This window comes from Streptomyces sp. bgisy159 (genome assembly GCF_057707805.1).
This window is the reverse complement of the sequence record NZ_JBYIQX010000013.1, coordinates 129,364-149,351: the sequence shown is the minus strand read 5'-3', so window position 1 is coordinate 149,351 and position 19,988 is coordinate 129,364. Positions and strand designations below refer to the sequence as shown.

Genomic DNA, 19,988 nt, shown 5'->3' with positions numbered 1-19,988 from the left:
GGCAGACTCGCGCTCGCCGCGTCCGGCACCCACAGGTGCGGGCCGGCCCACCCTCGAACTTCAGCGGAAGGATGCACACAATGCGGAACACCGCGCGTTGGGCGGCGACCCTGGCCCTGACGGCCACCGCCGTCTGCGCTCCCCTGGCCGGGAGCGCGGTCGCCGCCACCGACTCGCTCTACGCCCCGTCCGCCCTGGTGCTGACCATGGGCCACGGCGAGAGCGCGGCCCAGGTGAACCCGTCCCGAGCCGTCACCCTGAGCTGCGCGCCGACGTCCTCCGGTACGCATCCGGCGCCGGCCTCGGCCTGCGCCGAACTGCGCGCCGCCGACGGCGATCTGGACGCGCTGGCGGAGCCCGGGCCCGCCATCTGCACCAGGGAGTACGCGCCCGTGGTCGTCACCGTCGACGGTGTCTGGCAGGGTCTGCGGGTCTCCTACGAGCGCACTTTTGCCAACGAGTGCCTGATGAACGCGAGCGGCAGCAGCCTCTTCGCGTTCTAGAGACCGGGATCGCGTGGTTCCCCGTGAGTGCCGCGAGAGGCTCGTGACTGGGGAGTGCGAGTCCTGACACGGGACCGCAGCGATCTCGTTGCCCAGGGGTCGGACGGGCGGAGTGGGGCCGCCTGTCCGACCCCTGGGGTCATTCGTGTGCGCGGCTCACTCCCGCCGTCGGGCGGGAGCCCGGTCCCGGTGACTGGTGTCGCACCAGGGGAAACGCCGGCTGCGGCCGCAGGTGCACACCGCCACCCGGAACCGGTCGCTGGAGACGACCGTGCCGTCCTCCAGCTCGATCTCCACGGGGCCTTCCACCAGTAGCGGGCCCCGGCGTCGCGCGGCGATCCGGCGGGGGCGGTCAGCGGGGGAGTTCGGCACGGACGACCACCAGCTCTTCCCTCTCCTCGTCGGCGGGCAGCAGCCCCCGCTCCCGCAGCCACGCCGAGCGCTCCCGCAGGACGGGCCCGAACGGAACGCGCCGCCGCAGGGTCACCGACGCCTTCAGGCCGGATGCCCGCAGGTGCGTCAGGGTCCGGCCGGGATCGCTCAGCCCGGAGTGCACCAGCAGCAGGACCCCGCCGGGGTGCAGCAGGGCCGGCGCCTCGCGGCAGATCCGGTCCAGCAGCAGGCGCCCGTCGCGTCCCGCGTCCCAGGCCCGCGCCGGACCGTGCGGCACGGCGCCGTCGGAGGGCGGGGCGGGGACGTACGGCGGGTTGGCGAGGATCAGGTCGAAGGCCCGTCCGCGTACCGGATCGAAGAGGTCGCCGTGCCGGATGCGCATCGGCAGCCCGGCCCGCAGCGCGTTCAGCCGAGCGGTCCACACCGCGCGCCGGGAGACGTCGACGGCGGTGACGCGGGAGCCGCGCCGGGCCGCTGCGAGGGCCAGCGCGCCGGTGCCGGTGCCGACGTCGAGGACGTCCGCGTCCTCGGGGAGCGGTTCGTGGGAGAGAGCTCCGGCGAGGAGGGCGGTGTCCTCCTGCGGTGCGTAGACGCCCGGGGGTGCCAACGGATTCATCCGATCCCAGTACCCGGACAAAAAGGAAATATGGTCTGTTCAGGTGGTTCCGGTCATCCCGGGACCGGCTCCGGCCGCAGCCGCAGTGCCGAACGGCCGGAGCGCCACGCGGTGAGCAGCCGGTCGCCCAGCCGGCCCTCCAGCAGGCCGGTGGCGTCGATCCCGAACGCCACGTCGGGCGCCAGCCCGGGCTCCGCCCCGAGCAGACCGGCGATCACCTCGTGCCGGACCACCTGCTCGTGCACCGCGTCCGCCTCCACGTGCTCGTCGTAGAAACGCACCGCCGCCGGCCCCGCCCCGGTACGGCGCAGCGCGTCGGCGAGCCGCCGGGAACCGGGCGACGAGGTGATCTCGACCGCCGCGAAATGGCCCACCAGCGCCCCCCGCAGCGATCGGTGCAGCCCGAACAGGGACATCAGGTTCACCGTGGCGAGGACCTCGGCGCACGCGGCGTCCAGATAGCGGCCGTACGCGGTGTCCAGGCCCAGGTCCGCCATCAGGTCGGCGAACAGCACCGCGTGGACCCGGTCGGCGCGGCCGCCGCCGTACTCGTCGTACTCCACGGCGGCCATGGCCGCCTTCGCCCGGCCCCACAGCCGCGGCAGTACCCAGGCGTGCGGGTCGGCCTCCTTCAGGTGGTACACCGAACGCAGCGCCGCGTACTCCCGCAACTGCTCCAAGGTGCCCTCGTCCCGCAGGAAATGGCTGACCCCGTCGCCCTCGACCGGCTCCACCAGCAGCTCGGCGAGCGCGTCGTCGACGCTCGCACGGGCCGGTACGTCGGCGCGCAGCGCGGTCAGGAAACGGTCCTCCAGCGCGGCCCGGACCCGCAGCAGCGCGCAATCCCACTCCCGGTCGCCGGAAACTCCCGCGAAACCCCGGTAGTGCAGCTCGTAGCAGAGGTACAGGGCCAGCTGCAGGTCGTCGTCGTACGGCGGGGCGGCCGCCGCGGCCGCGGGGGACGGCGGCGGGCCGTCACCCGTCAGGTACCGCTCGACGGCCGCGGAGACCGGACCCCGGGCCGGGGGCAGGACGGGATCCCGATGGTCGTAGGTCATGTGCGGTGGGTACCCGGGGCGGCATGAAGGCACTCGTGATCAACTGCACTCTCAAGAGGTCGCCCGACTCCTCCAACACCGAGGCGCTGGCCCGCGTCGTGACCGACCAGCTGGAGAAGGACGGCGTGGAGGTCGACGTGGTGCGGGCCGTCGACCTGGACATCGCCCCCGGTGTGACCAGCGAGGCGGTGCACGACGGCGACATGTGGCCCCGCGTCCACGACAAGCTGCTGTCCAGCGCCATCCTCGTCGTCGCCTCGCCGACCTGGCTCGGCCGGCCCTCCTCCGTCGCGCAGCGCGTCCTGGAACGGATGGACGCCATGATGTCCGAGACGGACGACGAGGGCCGGCCGGTCGCCTACAACCGGGTGGCCGGCGTGGTCGTCACCGGCAACGAGGACGGCGCCCACCACGTCATCAGCGAGATCTCCGGGGCGCTCGCCGACATCGGCTACACCGTCCCCGGCCAGGCCTGGACCTACTGGCACCTGGGCCCCGGGCCCGGCCCGGACTACCTCGACGACGAGCGCGGCCACGAACGGTCCGACCGCACGGGCCGGGCCATGGCCGCCAACCTCCACGGCGTGGCCCGGGCCCTCGCGGAACGTCCGCTGGGAGCGCCGCCCGGCTAGGGCCGGCCCCCGTCGCCCTGGGACTCCTCCTGGGCGCGGACGTTGGGCGTGATCGCCTCGCCCGCCTCACCGCCGTCCCGGCCCGGCTCGTCCTCCGGGTCGGTGACGCGGTGCGCGGCCTCCGACAGTTCCCGCATGACCTCCTCCAGCGCCGTCTCGGACGGTTCCCGGGGGTTCTTCTGCTCGGACACGTGCTGCTCCTCTCCTGATCGTTCGATTTCACCCGGATCTGCCGGGTCAGCGGCCCGCGACCCGCAGGGGTGCCGGCTCACGGGGCAGCGCCCCGTCGGAGAGCCGGCCGACCTCCGCCCACCAGGACGGGCCGTCCTCGATGTGGCGCAACAGCACCCCTTCCCGGAGCGCCCAGGGGCAGAGCGTCACCGACTTCAGCCCCGTCAGCTTCATCGCCGTGTGCCCGATCACCGCGCCGGCCAGGCTCTGTGCGGCGCGCGGCGCGGAGATCCCAGGCAGCGCCGCCCGCTCCTTCGCCGACAGCAGGGACAGTCGTTCGACCGCCCGCCCCAGGTCGCGCCGGTACAGAGTCCGCTCCACGAAGGGGCCGTGCCGGCCGGGCGCCGTCCCGCACAGCCGGCCCAGCTGCTGGAAGGTGCGGGAGGTGGCCACCGCCGTGCGCGGTCCCTCCCAGCGGATCCGGGCCGCGGCGTCCCGCAGTTCGTGCCGCAGCTTGCGGCGCAGCGCCCGGAGCGTTTCCGGGTCGGGAGGGTCCTCCGCGAGCAGGAACTCATGGGTGAGCCGGCCCGCGCCGAGCGGCAGCGCCGCCACGAAATCGGGCAACCGCCCCCGGCCGAAAGCCACTTCGAAGGAGCCGCCGCCGATGTCCAGCAGGGTCAACGGACCCGACCGCCACCCCATCCAGCGCCGTGCCCCCAGAAACGTCAGCTCGGCCTCCACCTCGCCCGGCAGGGTGCACAGCGCCACCTCGGTACGCTCCCGCACCGCGCGCAGCACCTCCGTGCGGTTCGGCGCGCCCCGCACGACCGCGGTCGCGAACGCCAGCGGCCCCGCCGCACCCCACCGAGCCGCCGTACGGTCCGCCGCCCCGACCGCGTCGACCAGCCGTTCCACGGCCTCCTCGGGGATGGGCTCCCCCGGCCGGACCAGCTCCGACAGCCTCAGCCGCCACTTGACCGTGTGCACCGGCAACGGCACCCCGCCCGTGGCGTCCGCCACCACCAGCCGGACCGTGTTCGATCCCACGTCCACCACACTGATTCTCATGGACGGGCGAGTACCCAGACGGCGCCCTTCCTGCCCCTCACGGCGGCCGCCGGGCGTGAAACCGGCCGCCCACGCTAAGCGAGTTGGCGCCGCACCAGTTCGTGCAGACGGCCCCCGGTGTCCGCGAGAAGCCGTGCCGGGGTGCCCTGTTGGATGATCCTGCCGCGCTCCATGACGACGACGCGGTCGGCGTCCAGCACCGTGGACAGGCGGTGCGCGATGACCACCCGAGTGGCCTGGATCTTACGGGTGGACTCGATGACGACGCGCTGCGTCTCGTTGTCCAGGGCGCTGGTCGCCTCGTCGAGGAAGAGGATCCGCGGGCGCCGGATCAGCGCCTGCGCGATCATCAGCCGCTGGCGCTGCCCGCCCGAGACCGATCCGCTGCCCGAGACGATGGTGTGCAGGCCCATCGGCATCCGCCGGATGTCCTCCGCGAGACCCGCCAGCTCGGCCGCCGCCATCACCTCCTCGGGACTGTAGGACTCGGTGCCGCAGATGACCTCCATCAACGAGCCGGTGAACGGCTGCGCGTGCTGCAGCACCACCCCGCACTGCCGGCGCACCGCCGACTGGTCCAGGGCGGCCAGGTCCTGACCGTCGTAGAGCACACTGCCCGACACCGGCCGGTCGAAGCCGATCAGCAGCCGCAGCAGCGTCGACTTGCCGCACCCGCTCGGTCCGACGACCGCCACGAACTCCCCCGGCCGCACGTCGAGGGAGACGTCGTCCAGCACCAGCGGCCCGTCGTCGGAGTACCGGAACGACAGCCGCCGCGCCTCCACCGCCCCCGACAGCGGACCCGGCCGGGTGCTCGCCGGGCGCACCTCGGGCGCCGCCTCCAGCACCGGCCGGATCTCCTCGTACAGCGGCAGCGCGGCCACCGCCGACACGAACGCGCCGGTCAGCGATGTCACCGAGGTCAGCAGCATCGTCACCGACGTGGTGAAGGTGAGGAACTCGGCCGCGGACAGCGCGCCGCGCGCCGGACCTGCCAGCAGCATGAACATCAGCAGCGAGGACAGCGGCAGGTACACCGAGCCCAGCACCGCGTTCAGGTTCCTGATCCGGCCCAGCCGCTGCTGCAGTTCGCGGCTGCGCGCGAACTGGGCGGCCCAGGCGGCGTAGGCGTAGTTCTCGGCCGCCGCCACCCGCAGCTTCGGCAGCCCGCGCAGGGTCTGGAACGCCTGGTTGTTCAGCTTGTTGGTGAGCGTGACCAGCCGCCGCTGCCAGCGCACCTGCCACAGCCCGAGCACCAGGAACACCGCCGCGATCACGACCAGCATGCCGATCGCCACCAGTGCCATCGGCACGCTGTACCACAGCAGCAGGCCCACGTTCATCGCGCCGACGGTGAGGGACTGCGCCACCGACGGCCCGAGGCCCGCCAGCAGCCGGCGGATCGAGCTGACCCCCATGGCGGCACTGGCCAGCTCACCCGTGGACCGCTGGGCGAAGAAGGCGGTGGGCAACCGCAACAACCGGTCCCACACGGCTGGTTGGAGCGTCGCTTCCACCCGGCCCTCCAGCCGCAGGATGGTCAGGTTCTGCAGCAGCGTGTACGCCGCCGCGACCACGCCGCCGACCATCACCGCCAGGCAGAGCCAGGTGATCGGGCCGGCCTGCGCCCTCGGGACGTACTCGCCGAGCACCTTGCCCGTCGCGATCGGCACCAGCGCCCCGACCGCCACCGTCACCAGCCCGCTCAGCAGCAGGTTGGCCAGGTCACCGCCCGTGCCGCGCAGCACGAACCGCGCCAGCCGCAGGGGACTCGGCGGCCGGTCCGGCAGCGGCCGGTAGAACATCACCGCGCGCGGCTCGAACTCGGCCGCGTTGGCCTTCTCCACCGGGGTCTCCCGCCCCGTCGAGGGATGGACCGCGACGTAGCCGCCGCGCCGCCACAGCAGTGCGACCGGCGCGCCCGACAGCGCCCGCCGGCCCACCAGCGGGCCCACGTTCTCCCGCCACCAGCGGTCCCGCAGCCGGACCGCACGGGTGCGCACCCGGGAGGCGAGGGCGATCCGCTCCACCGGATCGAGCCGGTCGCCGTCCGCCCCCGTGCGCGCCGGTTCGGCGAGGCTGATCCCGGCCGCCCGGGCGACCAGGCCGCATGCCGCGTACGTGGCGTCGGCGTCGGCGGCCGTGGGGCGCTTGACCGGTGACCGGCCGATCGAGGCCAGCAGAGTGCGGTCGGCCCGCGCCCTCACCGCCTCGCCCGCCCTGATCCCGGCGGCCGCACGGCTTTCGTGGGTGCGCTCCAGCTGCTCGATCCAGCGGTCCAGCGCGGTCAGCAGCCGGTACTGCTGATCGACCATGCCCTGCCACACCGCCGGGTCCATCAGCAGGTCGGCGGCGGCCTCCGCACCGTACAGCGACCCGTACTGCACACCGCCCGGCGGCACTTGCATCCAGAACACGTCGTCGTCCGCGACCGCCGCCGGGTCCTGCCCGGCCACCGGGGCCTCGAACAGCACCGACAGGCCACGGCCGACTCCCAGCGCGAGCGCGTGCTCCAGCGCGCTCGCCGCGGGCGGAACGCACCGGGCGGTGCCGTACTCGTCGTACACCCAGGTCCCGGCCGGTGCGGGCGAGTACAGCTCACGCAGCCCGACCCGGTGCACCACGCAGTCCCGCACCGGGCGGGCGACCAGCGTGTGCCGGGGGCCGGCGACCGGGCCGAGCAGCAGACAGCCCGGCTCCAGCCGGCCCAGGTGGTGCCAGTGCCCCTGATGTCCGGCGTCCACCGCGAACAGGTCCAGCGCCCCGGACGCCACCAGCCACAACGTCTGCGGCCCTTCCAGGTCGAGCCGGGCGAGGCCCGCGCAGTCGATCCGGGTACCCGCGCCGCCGAACGCGGCGAGCACCGGATCGCCGTCGTGGACGGCGCCGCCCTCGTACACGGCCGTCATCTCACCGCTCCCGGACCAGCGCCGCGTACGCCCCGCCGCGCACCACCAGTTCCTCGTGCCGGCCGCGTTCCACGACCGTGCCGTGCTGCAGGACGACGATCTCGTCGCTGTCCCGCACGGTGCTGAGCCGGTGCGCGATCACCACGCACGCGCAGCCGCGCCGGCGCAGGTTGTCCATGACCACCAGCTCGGTCTCCGCGTCCAGCGCGCTGGTCACCTCGTCGAGCACCAGGACGCTCGGCCGGCGCACCAGGGCCCGCGCGATCTCCAGGCGCTGGCGCTGCCCGCCGGAGAAGTTCCGGCCGTCCTGCTCGACCTTGCCGTGGATGCCGCCCGGCCGGCGCGTCACCACGTCGTACAGCGCCGCGTCCCGCAGCGCCTCCACCACCGCGTCGTCCGGGATCGACGGGTCCCAGAGCGCCACGTTGTCGCGGACGGTGCCCTCGAACAGGAAGACGTCCTGGTCGACGAAGGCCACCGAGGCGGCCAGCGCACCGCGCGCAATGTCCTCCAGGCGCTGCCCGTCGATGCGGACGACCCCCTCCCAGGGGGTGTAGAGCCCCGCGATCAGCCGGGAGACCGTCGACTTGCCGCTGCCGGAGCCGCCCACCAGCGCCACCTGGCGGCCCGGCCCGACCGTCAGGTCGAAACCGGTCAGCAGCGGCTTGTCCAGCGGGCTGTAGCCGAAGGTGACGTTCTCCAGCTCGACGTGCCCGTGCAGCCGGCGCGTCGAGTCCGCCTCGCCGCGGCGGTCGTAGCGCGGGTCGGCCCGGAAGTTCTCCACGTCCTTCAGCCGGGCCACGTCCGCCGCGAAGTCCTGGATGCGGCCCGCCACGCCGTTCAGCCGCGTCAGCGGAGCGGTGAACCGGGCGACCAGGGCCTGGAAGGCGACCAGCAGACCCACCGAGAGATGGCCTTCGATCGCCCGCATGCCGCCGATCCACAGGATCAGCGCGCTGTTCAGCGTCGCCAGCGTCGGCGCCACCACCCCCAGCCAGGCGCTCGGCACTCCCAGCCGCTGCTGCTCCTCCAACGTGGTGGCGTGCTGGCCGGCCCACTTGCGGAAGTAGCCGTCCTCGCCGCCGGTCGCCTTCATCGTCTCGATCAGCTGCAGACCCGTGTACGCCGTGTTGGTGAGCCGCGCGGTGTCCGCGCGCAGTTTGGCCGTACGGGTCGCCCGCAGCCGCACCACCACCCGCATCGCCACGACGTTCAGCAGCGCCACCCCGATGCCGACGAACGTCAGCTGGGGATCGTAGGTGTACAGCAGCAGCGCGTACAGGACCACCACCACCGCGTCCACGCCCGCCGCCGCCAGATCGCGGGCCAGGGTCTCGGCCACCGCGTCGTTGGACTGCAGCCGCTGCACGAGGTCGGCCGGGCTGCGCTGTGCGAAGAACGTGACCGGCAGCCGCAGCAGATGGCGCAGGAACCGTGCGCTGGACAGCGTCGAGGAGACGATCCGGCCGTGGTGCAGGTTCGCCTGCTGCAACCAGGTCAGCGCCACCGTCAGCAGCACGCAGACGGCCATGGCCGCGAACAGCGTGCCCAGCAGGGAGGACTGACCGTCGATCAGGAACATGTCGATGTAGGTCCGGCTGAGCGCCGGCACCGCCGCGCCCACCAGCACCAGCAGCAGGCTCGCCAGAACGGCCGCCGGGAGGGCGCCCGCCGTGCCGCGCAGCCGGGCCGGCAGGGCGCCCAGAACCCCCGGGCGGCGCCCGCCCCGTGTGAAGCCCTCGCCCGGCTCCATCACCAGCACCACACCGGTGAAGCTGCCGTCGAACTCCTCCAGCGGCACGAAGCGGCGGCCCGTGCCTGGGTCGTTGACGAACACCCCGCGCCGCCCGAGGCGGCGGCCCATGCCGTCGTAGACGACGTAGTGGTTGAACTCCCAGAAGAGGATCGCGGGCGCCCGGACCTCCGCGAGGGCCGCCAGGTCCATCTGCATGCCCTTGGCCGTCAGACCGTGACTGCGGGCCGCCTTGAGCAGGTTGCCGGCCCGAGAGCCGTCACGGGAGACGCCGCAGGCGATCCGCAGCTCCTCCAGCGGGACGTACCGGCCGTGGTGGCCGAGGACCATGGCGAGGGAGGCGGCACCGCACTCGACGGCCTCCATCTGCAGCACGGTCGGGGTGCGCACGGCCCTGGACCGGACCTTGGGGAGGGCACGCCGGGGCGGAGCCGCTCGGCGCCGGCCGCGGGTCTGCCGTGCGGTGGTCTGCCGTGCGGTGGTCACGGGAGCAGCCAATCGACGGGATGCCGGTCGGCCAGCCGGATCGAGCCGGTGGCCAGGGTCATGGAGGCGAGGGGGTACGGCGGGCCGTCCTCGGAGGACCAGCGGTAACCGCTCCTCGTCGACGCCGAGGTGTCCAGGCGGACCAGCACGGCGACCGGGCGGCCGCCCGCGGTGAACTGCTCGCCGAGCTGGGTGTCGCCGAGGAACGCCGCGATGCGCCGCGCCGACTGGGCGGTGCGGTCCACCGACTCCACATGGCCGCGCAGCACCCCGTACCGCTCGGCCGGCACCGTCTGCACGGTCAGGTCGACGGCCGCGTGTTCCGGGATCGCCGCCGCGTTCCGCGCGGGCACGTACACCGTCGCGTACAGCGGGTCGTCGGCGTGGGCGACCTTCTCGACGGCCGCCACGTCGGCGCCGGTGGCGATGATCTGCCCGATCGTCGCCGCGAGCGTGGTGATCCGGCCCGCGGCGACCATGCGCACGGTCGCCTCGCCCTCGCCGGTGCGGACCCTCAGCACGGGGGCGTCGGCGGGCAGGCGCTCGCCCTCCTCCGCCAGGACGGCGGTGACCTGGCCGGCGGCCGGGCTCTGCAGGATGTAGCTGCCCTGGCCGTGGGTGAGGACGGCGGGCGCGCCGACCGTGGCGGTGACCGAGCCGGTGACCGCCCACAGGGACGCGGCCGCCAGCGCGACGACGGTCACGGCCAGCACCAGCCGGCCCTGCGGGCGGGCCAGCCGCACCGGGAGGTCGAGCTCCTCCGGCGACTGGAGCTTGGCGAGGGCCTGTTGGCGGAACTGCATGGAACCTCCTCTGCGACGGCACGACGTGGGCCGGGGCACCGAAGAGTCCCGGAGCCGGGAGGCGGCTCCGGGACTCGACGATGACGCGGGCGCGATCAGAGACCGGCGACCAGGTTGGTGACCGGCGCCGTGTTCAGACCGGTGACACCCTCGACGGTGCCGACGGCCGTGTCGACCAGGCCGTTGACCGGGGCGATGCCGTCCACCAGGCCGGTGACGGTGCCCAGGGCGTTCACGGACAGGCCGCCGGAGACGTTGTCGAGGTCGGCGTCGGAGATCTCGGCGGTCTCGACCTGGGGGGTGGAGTTCATGAGGAACTTCCCTTCCTATGGATCATCAGGGTCTTTCACAAAGGGGGAGCGCGGGTGTCTGGCGGACCCCCGCGGTGCGATGGATCAAAGCAGGTCCCCGGCCGCCGACTCCACTCAACGCCCCTTCCCACCTGCGGTCTTGCGTCACGTCGCCGTCAAAGCGTGAGGGTGTGGGCACGGCTTGGCGGCGACTTCTTCACAGCTCGGGCCGGCTCCGCTCGGACGAGCGCGGGACGTCGGCGCGGCGAAACCGGCACTCCCGTCCCAAAGGCGCGGTCGCCGTCGCGGAGTTGTGCAGGAGTGCCGACCGCGGTGACCCCGGTGGGCAATCGGTGTGCAGATTCCCTGAAGCGGTCATTCCGCTCCTCGTGCGCGACGTTCCGTCAGGGAACGGTCACCGAACGTCGCGCACCGGGCGCCGGACCGGCCGGCCGGTCACCGATGCGTTCAGGACATCCGGGGCGGTCACCGCAGTCCTGCGGGCCGTCGGCCGTCGCCCCGCCGCACCGGCGCGCGGGGCGGTGCGTCAGACCTTCGGCAGGGACCGTGGGATGGCCGGATCGCGAGGGCTCGGACCGCGCGCCGAAAAACGGAATTGAACGCACCGCGCGCCTCCCTCGTACCAACGGCCGACCAGGCGCCGCTGTACGGAGCTGCCGCAGGGCAGCAGACCCCGTTCCCCCCAGGAGGTCGAGAAGTTGAGTCACAAGCGAATGCCGAAGCGCAAGGCCGCGATAGCGGTGGGCGGTGTGGCGGCGCTCGGAGCCGCGGCGCTGCTGCTGCCCAACGCCAACGCCTCCCAGGACGGCGGCGCCTCGGCCGCGCCGAAGACCCTCAAGGCGGCGGACGCGTCGGAGGTCGCCGTCCAGGTACAGCGGCTGCTCGGCGACGCCTTCGCCGGCTCCTACTACGACAGCGGCAGCCGACGGCTCGTGGTCAACGTCGCCGACGGCGCCGACGGCAGCGTCATCGACCGGGCAGAGCGGGCAGGCGCCACCGTCCGCCAGGTCGAGAACAGCACCGCCGAACTGGAGTCGGCCGCGCACACCCTGGAGAGCCGGGCCGCCATCGCGGGCACCGCCTGGGCCGTCGACCCCAGGACCAACAAGATCCTCGTCACCGCCGACAGCACCGTCACCGGCGGCAAGTGGAACCGGCTGGAGAGCACCGTCCGGAGCCTCGGTTCCGGCATGGCGACCCTCAAGAAGTCGTCCGGCACCTTCAAGCCCCTCGTCTCCGGCGGCGACGCCATCTTCAGCGCCGGATCACGCTGCTCCCTCGGCTTCAACGTGGTGGCCGGCGACGGCAGTCCCGCCTTCCTGACGGCCGGTCACTGCGGCGTCGCCGCCGAGCGGTGGTCGGACTCCGCGAACGGGCAGCCGATCGCCACCGTCGACCAGGCCACCTTCCCCGGCGCCGGTGACTTCGCCCTGGTGAAGTACGACGACCCGAACACCCAGGCGCCCAGCGATGTCGACGTCGGCAACCAGCGCGTCCCCATCCTCCGGGCCGCCGACGCGACCGTCGGCCAGCAGGTCTTCCGGATGGGCAGCACCACCGGCCTGGCCAACGGCCAGGTGCTCGGCCTGAACGCCACCGTGAACTACCCCGAGGGCACCGTCACCGGCCTCATCCAGACGAACGTCTGCGCCGAACCGGGTGACAGCGGCGGCTCCCTCTTCACCCAGGACGGCCTCGCGATCGGGCTGACCTCCGGTGGCAGCGGCGACTGCACGAACGGCGGTGAGACCTTCTTCCAGCCCGTCACCACCGCCCTCGCGGCGGTCGGCGCGACCCTCGGCGACAACGGCGCCCAGGGCGGCGCGGGAGCCGGTGACCAGGCCGGCGGCGACCAGGCCGGCGGGAATCAGGCGGGGGACAACCAGGCAGGCGACCAGGCAGGCGACCAGGCGGGCGGCAACGAGGCCGGCGGGGGTCAGGCCGGCGACGACCAGGCGGGTGGCGGCCAGGCCGGCGGTGATCGGACCGGCGGCGGCCGGGCCCGCGGCGGCGCCGACCAGAACGCCGTGACGACGCGCTAGACGCCTCGGCCACGGCCCTGTGACGCGGCCCGCGGGACACTGCGTCACAGGGCACCGGTACCCGCGTGCCCGGCCCCGGGCCCGGCACCCGCGGGGCACGCCCTGCGACGGGCCCCGGATCACTCCGTGCCGTCGGCCCGCGCCCGCAGGAGCAGCAACGCCACATCGTCCAGCCGTTCCTCCGCCACCGCGTGATGTCCCACCAGCCGGTCGGCGACCTCCTCCAGCGGCCGGTCGCCCGACACCGCCAGCCGCCGGGCAAGGACGGCCACCGCCTCCTCGATGTCCGTGCCCGGCCTCTCGACCAGCCCGTCCGTGTACAGCACGAGCAGAGAGCCGGGCGGCAGGCCGACCTCGGTCGTCGGGTAGGACGCGGTGCCGTCGATGCCCAGCAGCGGCCCACCCGGGAGGTCCAGCACCCGCACCCGCCCGTCGGCGTCACGCAGCAGCGGCGGCGGATGCCCGGCCCGCGCCATCAGCGCCCGCCCGCGCCGCGGGAGGAGCCTCAGGTACAGACAGCTCGCGAACAGGTCGGAGCCGAGGTCGACGAGCAGCCGGTTGGTGCTGCGCATCACCTCACCGGGCTCCTGGCCGACGGCCGTGTACGCCCGGACAGCCGTACGGACCTGCCCCATCAGACCCGCCGCCGTCACGTTGTGCCCCTGGACGTCCCCGATCACCGCCGCCGGCGGGGGAGTGGCCACCAGGTCGTAGAAGTCACCGCCGATGTCCATGCCCCGGGTGGCCGGCAGATAGCGGGCGGTGGCCTCGAAACCCGGCACCTCCGGCAGCGAGTGGGGCAGCAGCGCCTGCTGCAGCCCGTGCGCCAGCCGGTGCTTGGCGTCGTACAGCAGCGCCCGGTCCAGCGCCTGCGCGACCAGCCCGGCCAGACTGCTCAGCACCGCCCGCTCGTGGGTGGAGAAGACGTGCGGCTCCGCGTACGCCAGCACGCACGCGCCCACCGGCCGTCCCGAGGCGATCAACGGCAGGTAGGCCCAGGCCGCGAAGCCGTCCGATGCCGCGTGCCGCTCCGGGTACAGCCGCTCCAACTGCTCCCACGAGTCGAAGAACGCCGGCACCCCGCTGGTCAGCGCCTGGGCCCCCGGGGAGCGCGTGCTCAGCGGCGTCCCGTCGCACCGCTCCAGGGCCCGCGGGTCCGGATACCCGTGGTGCCCCAGCACGTGCAGCCGTCCCGCCCGTGCCGCGAGCAGTGCCAGCGCCCTGCTCCCCACGGCCGGCGCGATCTGGTCCGCGACCAGCCGCACCACGTCCTGCACCCCCACCGTCTCGGTCAGCGCCCCCGCGATGTTGAGCGCCTGCGCGATCGTCACCAGCGGGTGCTGCTCCGTGGCGGCGGGGCCCACCGGCCACCGCCCGGGCCCGGCGACCGACGGGGCACGCGCGATCCGCACGGTCAGCCCCGTCGTGTCGGGATAGAGCCGGAACGACAGCCAGTCGGCGGGCGGCCGCAGCGCCACGAAGGAGGTCGGCCGTTGGCTGACCAGCGCGGCCTGGTAACGCTCCTCGTACACCGGGTCGTCCAGCCACGGCACCGACGCCCACAGCCGGGTGCCCGGCAGCCGGTCGGCCGGCACACCGAGCAGCTCGCCCGCGGCCTCGTTGGCGAAGCCGATCCGGCCGTGCACGTCCAGCGAACACATCCCGTACGGCAGCCGGGCGACCATCCGGGCCGCCTCCATCGTGCCGAGCGAGTCGGCGGCGCCCGACACGGGCACCCGGCCCGGCAGGTCCGTCCCGGCACGCGGGGAGCGGTTCTCCGCCGCCGCGGCCTCCAGCAGCCGCGCCAGCCGGTCGCAGCCCTCCACCAGCTCCCGGCGCTCCCGCTCCGACAGCTCCAGCGGACGCGTGCCCGGCCACGTCACGAAGACGGCGCCGTACAGCCGGTCCTCGGTCGCCACCGGCAGCGCCGCCAGCGCGAACGGGTACGGCAGCACCACCGCGATGCGCGGATAGCTGTGGGCCATCTCCTCCTCGCCGTCCACCCACACCAGACGCCGCTCGCGGGCCGCCACGGCCACCGGGACCGGCGTGTTCAGGCCCACCCGCTCCCAGGGCGCCGCGAACGCCCGCGGCAGCCCCGCCATCACCGCCATCTCCAGCACCGGCTCACCGTCCGCGAGCAGGTACATGGCGCCCGAGTGGGCGCCCGTCGCGTCCATCAGCGACCGCAGCGCGGACGACAGCAGGGGCCCGTCGGCCGGCGGGCCGGCGATGGCGGTCGCCCGCCGCGGGGTCTGCTCGTCACGCACGCGATCATCTCCTCGCCCGGGCCGCCCGCGCGGGGCGCTCGGCCATGTCACTGCCCGGCGCACACGACGGAGCGCACCGGCGCCGACCGATGCCGGAACGCCCGGGTACCCCGACAGACCTGGGCATATGCCAGGCTGCCGTCGAACGGGCCCACGGCGGCAGCCGGGTGCGCGCACGCGGCTGCACCGAACGGTCCCAGGGGCTGCGCGCACGCCCCATACGCGCTGTAATTGCGGACGTGGTCAGTCAGGGTGCGACAGGACGCGGGACGAGGACGCCCCGCGTCGAGGCCGCCCTCAGGGCGATCACGGAAGGACCCCTCTCGCCCGAGCGGACTCGGCGGGTGCTGGAACAGGCCCTGGTCTTCGCGGGCGCCTCCTTCGCCGGCGTGTACGTCGCCGTGGAGAACAGTGACATGCTCAGCCTGGCGGAGTCGGCCGGCGTGCCCCGCACCGTCTACGGGCTGCGGGAGAGCTACACCCTGGACGGCGGTTCCCCGGCCGCCGAGGCGCAGCGCGGGGGAAGGCCGGTGTGGCTGGGGCCGGAGGAGCTGGCCGACCGCGCCGAGTCGCGGCGCATGCCGTCCGGCGACGTCCATGTCGCGGCCCTGCCGGTGCCCGACGAGACCGGCGGCTGCCTGCTGGCCGTCACCGAGCGCCCCGACGGCTTCGACCCGGACGGCCGAACCTGCCTGGAACTCGTCGCCGAGGCGGTCACCCGGCCCCCCGGCCCACCCGTGCCCCACGAGGTCGGCGTGCCCCGCGCGGACTCCTTCACCCTCGCGATGGACACCGGGCGGGCCGACGTGGGCGACGAGATCCTGGAGCTGTTCGGGGTGACCCGCGACGAGTTCGACGGCCGCGTGGAGACCCTGCTCGGCCTGACCGTTCCCGAGGACCTGCCCGCGCTGATGTCGGTCGTGGAGGCCGACCACATGACCATCGGCGAACGGGAGCTGGAGTTCCGGGTCCTGCAGCCCGCCGGACCGCCCCGCTGGCTGCGGCTGCGCGGCCATCTGCTGCCCGGCGGCGAGGGCCGCCCGGCCCGCCTGGTCGGCACCGTCGCCGACGTGTCCACGCTGCGGCCCGAGGTCACCGACGTCGCCCGCGTCCAGCGTCTGGCCGCGGCCCTCGCCACCGCCGGCACCGTCCGCGACGTCAGCCAGGCCGTCGTCGCCGCCCTGCGCCGACCGCTGCACGCCGACCGGATGGCCCTCGCCGAACTGGAGGGGGACCGCCTCGTCGTCACCGTCCTCGACCCGCCGGAACCGGATTCCTGGCCCGAGCTGTGGCGACTGGAGTGGCGCACCGAATGGCCCGACGCGCCGGTGCGGGCCATGCCCACCCTCGCCGCGGCGCTGCGCGAGGGCCGGGCGCGGATCTGGCCCGCCGGCACCCCCCTGGAACCCGCCCTCGCCGAGGTCGGCCCCGGCGGCCTCGCCGTCCTGCCCCTGCCCGCCGCGGGCCGCATGGCCGGCGCCTGCCTCATCGGCTGGGACACCCCGCACGACTTCGGCGCCGACGAGCGCGCCCTGCTGACCGCCTCCGCCGGCCTGGTCGGCCAGGCCCTGATGCGGGCCCACGCCTTCGACGCCGAGCACGAACTCGTCGGCATGCTCCAGCGCCAGCTCCTCCCGCGCCGCCTGCCCAAGCTCCCCGGCGGCGTCGCCGTCGCCCGCTACCTCCCGGCCACCGCGGGCCTGGAGGTGGGCGGCGACTGGTACGACGTGATCCCGCTGCCGGACAACCACGTCGCCCTGGTCATCGGCGACGTGCAGGGCCACAGCACCGCCGCCGCCACCCTCATGGGCCAGATGCGCACCGCGCTGCGCGCCTACGCCGCCGAGGGCCACCCGGCGGACGTCGTCGTCTCCCACGCCAACCGGCTGCTGATGGAGCTGGAGACCGACCTCTTCGTCACCTGCTGCTACGTCGACCTCGACATGGAGGCGGGCACCGCCTGGTGCGTGCGAGCCGGGCACCCGCCGCCCGTGCTGCGTCACCCGGACGGCGTCACCGACATCGTCGAAGGTGAAGGCGGGCCGCCGCTCGGCGTGCTGACCCAGGCCGACTTCCCGATGACCCCGCTGCGGCTGCTGCCCGGCACCGTGGTGGCGCTGACTACCGACGGGCTGGTGGAGTCCGCCGACTCCGACATCGACGCCGGCCTGGACCGGCTCGCCTCGGAACTCGCCGTCTCCGACCCCGCCCACCTCGGTCTGGTCGCCGACGCGCTGCTCGGCGGCGCCCACCGCGGCGACGACGTGGCGCTGCTGCTGATGCGCTACGACGGCATGGCCGTCCGGCCGCTGCGCGAGGGCTGGACGGTGTGGCGGGTCCCCGAGGCCGCCGGTCACGCCCGCCGCTTCACCCGGCGCGCCCTGCGCGCCTGGGGTGTGCCCCGGGACGCCATGGACGTCCCGCTGCTCGTCGTCTCCGAACTGGTCACCAACGCCCTCGTGCACACCGACGGCCGGGTCCGCCTCGACCTCACGCTGATCAACCACCGGCTGCGCGTCGTCGTCACCGACGCCTCACCGCGCACGCCCGTCAAACCCACCAGCCTCGGCTGGGAGGCCACCGGCGGGCGCGGCATCCTCCTGGTGGAGGCCATGTCCGAGGCCTGGGGCACACTGCCGGTGAGCGGCGGCAAGCAGGTGTGGTCCGAGGTGGTGCTCGGGCGGTGAGGGGGACGCGCGGGAAGCGCGGGGCGGGGGCGCATCGCCCGGCGAGCGGTGGGTACCCGGGCCCACATGGACATTACGGTCACCGAAGCCGCCGACGCGGGCAATGCGCTGGGCCTGGTCGCCGTTCTGGTCGCGGGCGTCATCGTCACCGGCGCGCTGATCTGGGCCGTACGGCTCGGCATCGGCGTGCGTCGGCGCGAACCCACCCCGCCCGGGGCGGCCGAGCAGCCCCGGCCGCCCGCGAACGGACCGGTCTACGAGACCCGCAGTACCCGGGAGCCCAACGAGATGCCGGATCCCGCCGACGACATCCGGCTGACGCCGCACGAGCTGCGGCCCACCGGGGGCCGGGACAGCCGCGAACAGCGCCGGCCGCGCTGGGAGGACGGCACCGGGGGCTCCTTCGGCAGCGGCGGGCCGGGTGTCCGCTGACACGCACGGAGAACGGTGCCGCTCGCACCGCAGGAAGGTGATGAACGTCGTGACCGCGCACGCCGAGGAGAAGCCCGCCGCCGCCCGCCGGCCCGAGACCGGCTGGGCACGCGCCCGTCGTCTGCGCCGCGCCGACCGGGCGCTGCGCACCTGGATACCCGCCGTGATCGGCCCGGACCCGGCTCAGGGGACGCGACGGGGCGTGGAGGGCACCATCGTCCGCGGTGAGGACTGATCCCGGCCCCCACTGGCCCGCGGCGCCCCCGGCGAGGTAGAGATCAGGCCATGAACCTTCTCGTCACCGGAGGCGCCGGCTTCATCGGCTCCGCCTACGTCCGCCACCTGCTCGCCGCGGACGTCGCGGACGTCACCGTGCTGGACGCCCTGACCTACGCGGGCTCCCCGGCCAACCTGCCGGCCGGCCATCCGCGGCTGGACTTCGTGCACGGCGACATCTGTGACGCCGGCCTCGTCGGCAGGCTGACCGCCGACGCCGACCAGGTCGTCCACTTCGCCGCCGAGTCCCACGTGGACCGCTCGATCGAGGGCTCCGCCGCCTTCGTGCGCACCAACGTGCTCGGTACGCAGACACTGCTGGACGCCGCGCTGCGGCACGGCACCGGCCCGTTCGTGCAGGTCTCCACCGACGAGGTCTACGGATCCACGCCGCACGGCTCCTGGACCGAGGACCAGCCGCTGCGGCCGACGTCCCCGTACGCCGCGTCGAAGGCGTCGGCCGACCTGATCGCCCTGTCCTACCACCGCACCCACGGCCTCGACGTGCGGATCACCCGCTGCTCCAACAACTACGGCCCGCGCCAGTTCCCCGAGAAGCTGGTCCCGCTGTTCGTGACCAACCTCCTCGACGGGGAACGGGTCCCGCTCTACGGCGACGGCGGCAACGTCCGCGACTGGCTCCACGTCGACGACCACTGCCGGGGCGTCGACCTGGTCCGCACCCGCGGCCGCCCGGGCGAGGTCTACCACCTGGGCGGCGGCACCGAACTCACCAACAAGGAACTGACCGGTCTGCTCCTTGAGGCCTGCGGAGCCGGCTGGGACCGGGTGGCCCACGTCGCCGACCGCAAGGGCCACGACCGGCGCTACAGCCTCGACTGGACCAAGGCCCGCACGGAACTGGGCTACCGCCCGCGCCGCGACTTCGCGACCGGCCTCGCCGACACCGTGGCCTGGTACCGGGACCGCCGGGACTGGTGGGAGCCGCTGAAGCGGCACCGCTGACGGAAGGAGGGAGACCCGCGTGGTACGTCTGCTGCTGATGTCCGACACCCACCTGCCCCGGCGCGCCCGGGAGCTGCCCGCGCCGCTGCCGGCCGAACTCCCGCAGGCGGATGTCGTGGTGCATGCCGGGGACTGGGTCGACACGGCCACCCTCGACCTGCTGGAGCGGCGCTGCCGACGGCTCGTCGCGGTGTACGGCAACAACGACGGGCCCGAGCTGCGGGCCCGGCTCCCGGAGGTGGCGCACGCCGAGCTGGCCGGCCTGCGCCTCGGTGTCGTGCACGAGACCGGACCCGCCCGGGGCCGCGAGGAGCGCTGCGCGGCCCGCTTCCCCGACCTGGACGTCCTGGTCTTCGGGCACAGCCACATCCCGTGGGACACCACCACGTCGACGGGCCTGCGCCTGCTGAACCCGGGGTCGCCGACCGACCGGCGCCGGCAGCCCCACTGCACCTACATGACCGCGGAGCTGGCCGGCGGCCGTCTCGCCGACGTGACCCTGCACCGGCTCCCGCCGCGCTGAAGCAGCGCCCGCCCCGTCCGCCGGCATCACACCACGGTCTATCTGACCATCAGTCAACTTACTGATGGGTCAGAAGCTATTGACGTGGT

Annotated in this window: 18 protein-coding genes; 8 read left to right on the top strand and 10 right to left on the bottom strand. The window is 74.2% G+C overall.

Annotation, left to right across the window (positions count from 1 at the left end):
- Window positions 1-80 precede the first annotated feature (80 nt).
- On the top strand, window positions 81-503 hold the full coding sequence (locus AC3ET3_RS15760; protein ID WP_432136413.1) for a subtilase-type protease inhibitor: 423 nt from the start codon (window positions 81-83) through the stop codon (window positions 501-503).
- 156 nt (window positions 504-659) lie between these two features.
- Here the strand turns inward: AC3ET3_RS15760 and AC3ET3_RS15755 are convergent, their stop codons facing one another.
- Genes AC3ET3_RS15755 through AC3ET3_RS15745 form a run of 3 tightly spaced genes read right to left on the bottom strand, consistent with a single transcriptional unit; the run spans window position 660 to window position 2,570 of the window.
- On the bottom strand, window positions 660-875 hold the full coding sequence (locus AC3ET3_RS15755; protein WP_432136414.1) for a CDGSH iron-sulfur domain-containing protein: 216 nt from the start codon (window positions 873-875) through the stop codon (window positions 660-662).
- On the bottom strand, window positions 856-1,512 hold the full coding sequence (locus AC3ET3_RS15750) for a HemK2/MTQ2 family protein methyltransferase (protein ID WP_432136415.1): 657 nt from the start codon (window positions 1,510-1,512) through the stop codon (window positions 856-858). The genes AC3ET3_RS15755 and AC3ET3_RS15750 overlap by 20 nt, the downstream gene beginning before the upstream one ends.
- A gap of 53 nt (window positions 1,513-1,565) precedes the next feature.
- Window positions 1,566-2,570, bottom strand: a complete 1,005-nt coding sequence (locus tag AC3ET3_RS15745; protein WP_432136416.1) for an iron-containing redox enzyme family protein — start codon at window positions 2,568-2,570, stop codon at window positions 1,566-1,568.
- A gap of 23 nt (window positions 2,571-2,593) precedes the next feature.
- Between AC3ET3_RS15745 and AC3ET3_RS15740 the strand changes: the two genes are divergently transcribed.
- Window positions 2,594-3,202: a flavodoxin family protein gene (locus tag AC3ET3_RS15740; protein WP_435612343.1), complete on the top strand. Its 609-nt coding sequence runs from the start codon at window positions 2,594-2,596 to the stop codon at window positions 3,200-3,202.
- Here AC3ET3_RS15740 and AC3ET3_RS15735 read toward each other — a convergent pair.
- From AC3ET3_RS15735 to AC3ET3_RS15710, 6 genes are all read right to left on the bottom strand, one after another.
- Window positions 3,199-3,393 carry a hypothetical protein gene (locus AC3ET3_RS15735; RefSeq protein ID WP_432155238.1) on the bottom strand — a complete coding sequence of 65 codons (195 nt, stop codon included), beginning with the start codon at window positions 3,391-3,393 and terminating at the stop codon, window positions 3,199-3,201. The two genes, AC3ET3_RS15740 and AC3ET3_RS15735, sit on opposite strands and share 4 nt — an antisense overlap.
- Window positions 3,394-3,439: 46 nt before the next feature.
- Window positions 3,440-4,441, bottom strand: coding sequence for a Ppx/GppA family phosphatase (locus AC3ET3_RS15730; RefSeq protein WP_432136419.1), 1,002 nt, complete (start codon window positions 4,439-4,441; stop codon window positions 3,440-3,442).
- A 74-nt stretch (window positions 4,442-4,515) separates the two neighbouring features.
- Window positions 4,516-7,350, bottom strand: a complete 2,835-nt coding sequence (locus AC3ET3_RS15725; protein ID WP_435612342.1) for an NHLP bacteriocin export ABC transporter permease/ATPase subunit — start codon at window positions 7,348-7,350, stop codon at window positions 4,516-4,518.
- Between the two features lies 1 nt (window position 7,351).
- The gene (locus AC3ET3_RS15720) at window positions 7,352-9,469 is read right to left on the bottom strand and encodes an NHLP family bacteriocin export ABC transporter peptidase/permease/ATPase subunit (RefSeq protein WP_435612353.1); all 2,118 of its coding nucleotides are present in this window, start codon (window positions 9,467-9,469) and stop codon (window positions 7,352-7,354) included.
- Between the two features lie 116 nt (window positions 9,470-9,585).
- Window positions 9,586-10,392 carry an HlyD family efflux transporter periplasmic adaptor subunit gene (locus AC3ET3_RS15715; protein ID WP_435612341.1) on the bottom strand — a complete coding sequence of 269 codons (807 nt, stop codon included), beginning with the start codon at window positions 10,390-10,392 and terminating at the stop codon, window positions 9,586-9,588.
- A gap of 95 nt (window positions 10,393-10,487) precedes the next feature.
- Window positions 10,488-10,703 (bottom strand): type A2 lantipeptide, encoded by a 216-nt coding sequence (locus AC3ET3_RS15710; protein ID WP_432136422.1) that lies wholly within the window; start codon window positions 10,701-10,703, stop codon window positions 10,488-10,490.
- Window positions 10,704-11,401: 698 nt separating this feature from the next.
- On the opposite strand from AC3ET3_RS15710, the gene AC3ET3_RS15705 reads away from it, so the two are divergent.
- Complete coding sequence (locus AC3ET3_RS15705) at window positions 11,402-12,745, top strand: S1 family peptidase (RefSeq protein WP_435612340.1); 1,344 nt, start codon at window positions 11,402-11,404, stop codon at window positions 12,743-12,745.
- 119 nt (window positions 12,746-12,864) lie between these two features.
- Here the strand turns inward: AC3ET3_RS15705 and AC3ET3_RS15700 are convergent, their stop codons facing one another.
- Window positions 12,865-15,015: a SpoIIE family protein phosphatase gene (locus tag AC3ET3_RS15700; RefSeq protein ID WP_435612339.1), complete on the bottom strand. Its 2,151-nt coding sequence runs from the start codon at window positions 15,013-15,015 to the stop codon at window positions 12,865-12,867.
- Between the two features lie 239 nt (window positions 15,016-15,254).
- On the opposite strand from AC3ET3_RS15700, the gene AC3ET3_RS15695 reads away from it, so the two are divergent.
- The 5 genes from AC3ET3_RS15695 to AC3ET3_RS15675 all read left to right on the top strand — a co-directional run bounded on the left by AC3ET3_RS15695 (window position 15,255) and on the right by AC3ET3_RS15675 (window position 19,899).
- A complete protein-coding gene (locus tag AC3ET3_RS15695; RefSeq protein ID WP_432136425.1) occupies window positions 15,255-17,702 on the top strand; it encodes a SpoIIE family protein phosphatase in 2,448 nt (815 codons plus the stop codon).
- Between the two features lie 66 nt (window positions 17,703-17,768).
- Window positions 17,769-18,134, top strand: a complete 366-nt coding sequence (locus AC3ET3_RS15690) for a DUF6479 family protein (RefSeq protein WP_432136426.1) — start codon at window positions 17,769-17,771, stop codon at window positions 18,132-18,134.
- Between the two features lie 40 nt (window positions 18,135-18,174).
- A complete protein-coding gene (locus AC3ET3_RS15685) occupies window positions 18,175-18,369 on the top strand; it encodes a hypothetical protein (RefSeq protein WP_435612338.1) in 195 nt (64 codons plus the stop codon).
- A gap of 50 nt (window positions 18,370-18,419) precedes the next feature.
- A complete protein-coding gene (gene rfbB / locus AC3ET3_RS15680) occupies window positions 18,420-19,376 on the top strand; it encodes a dTDP-glucose 4,6-dehydratase (protein ID WP_435612337.1) in 957 nt (318 codons plus the stop codon).
- 37 nt (window positions 19,377-19,413) lie between these two features.
- On the top strand, window positions 19,414-19,899 hold the full coding sequence (locus AC3ET3_RS15675) for a metallophosphoesterase family protein (protein ID WP_435612352.1): 486 nt from the start codon (window positions 19,414-19,416) through the stop codon (window positions 19,897-19,899).
- The last annotated feature ends 89 nt before the right edge of the window (window positions 19,900-19,988 follow it).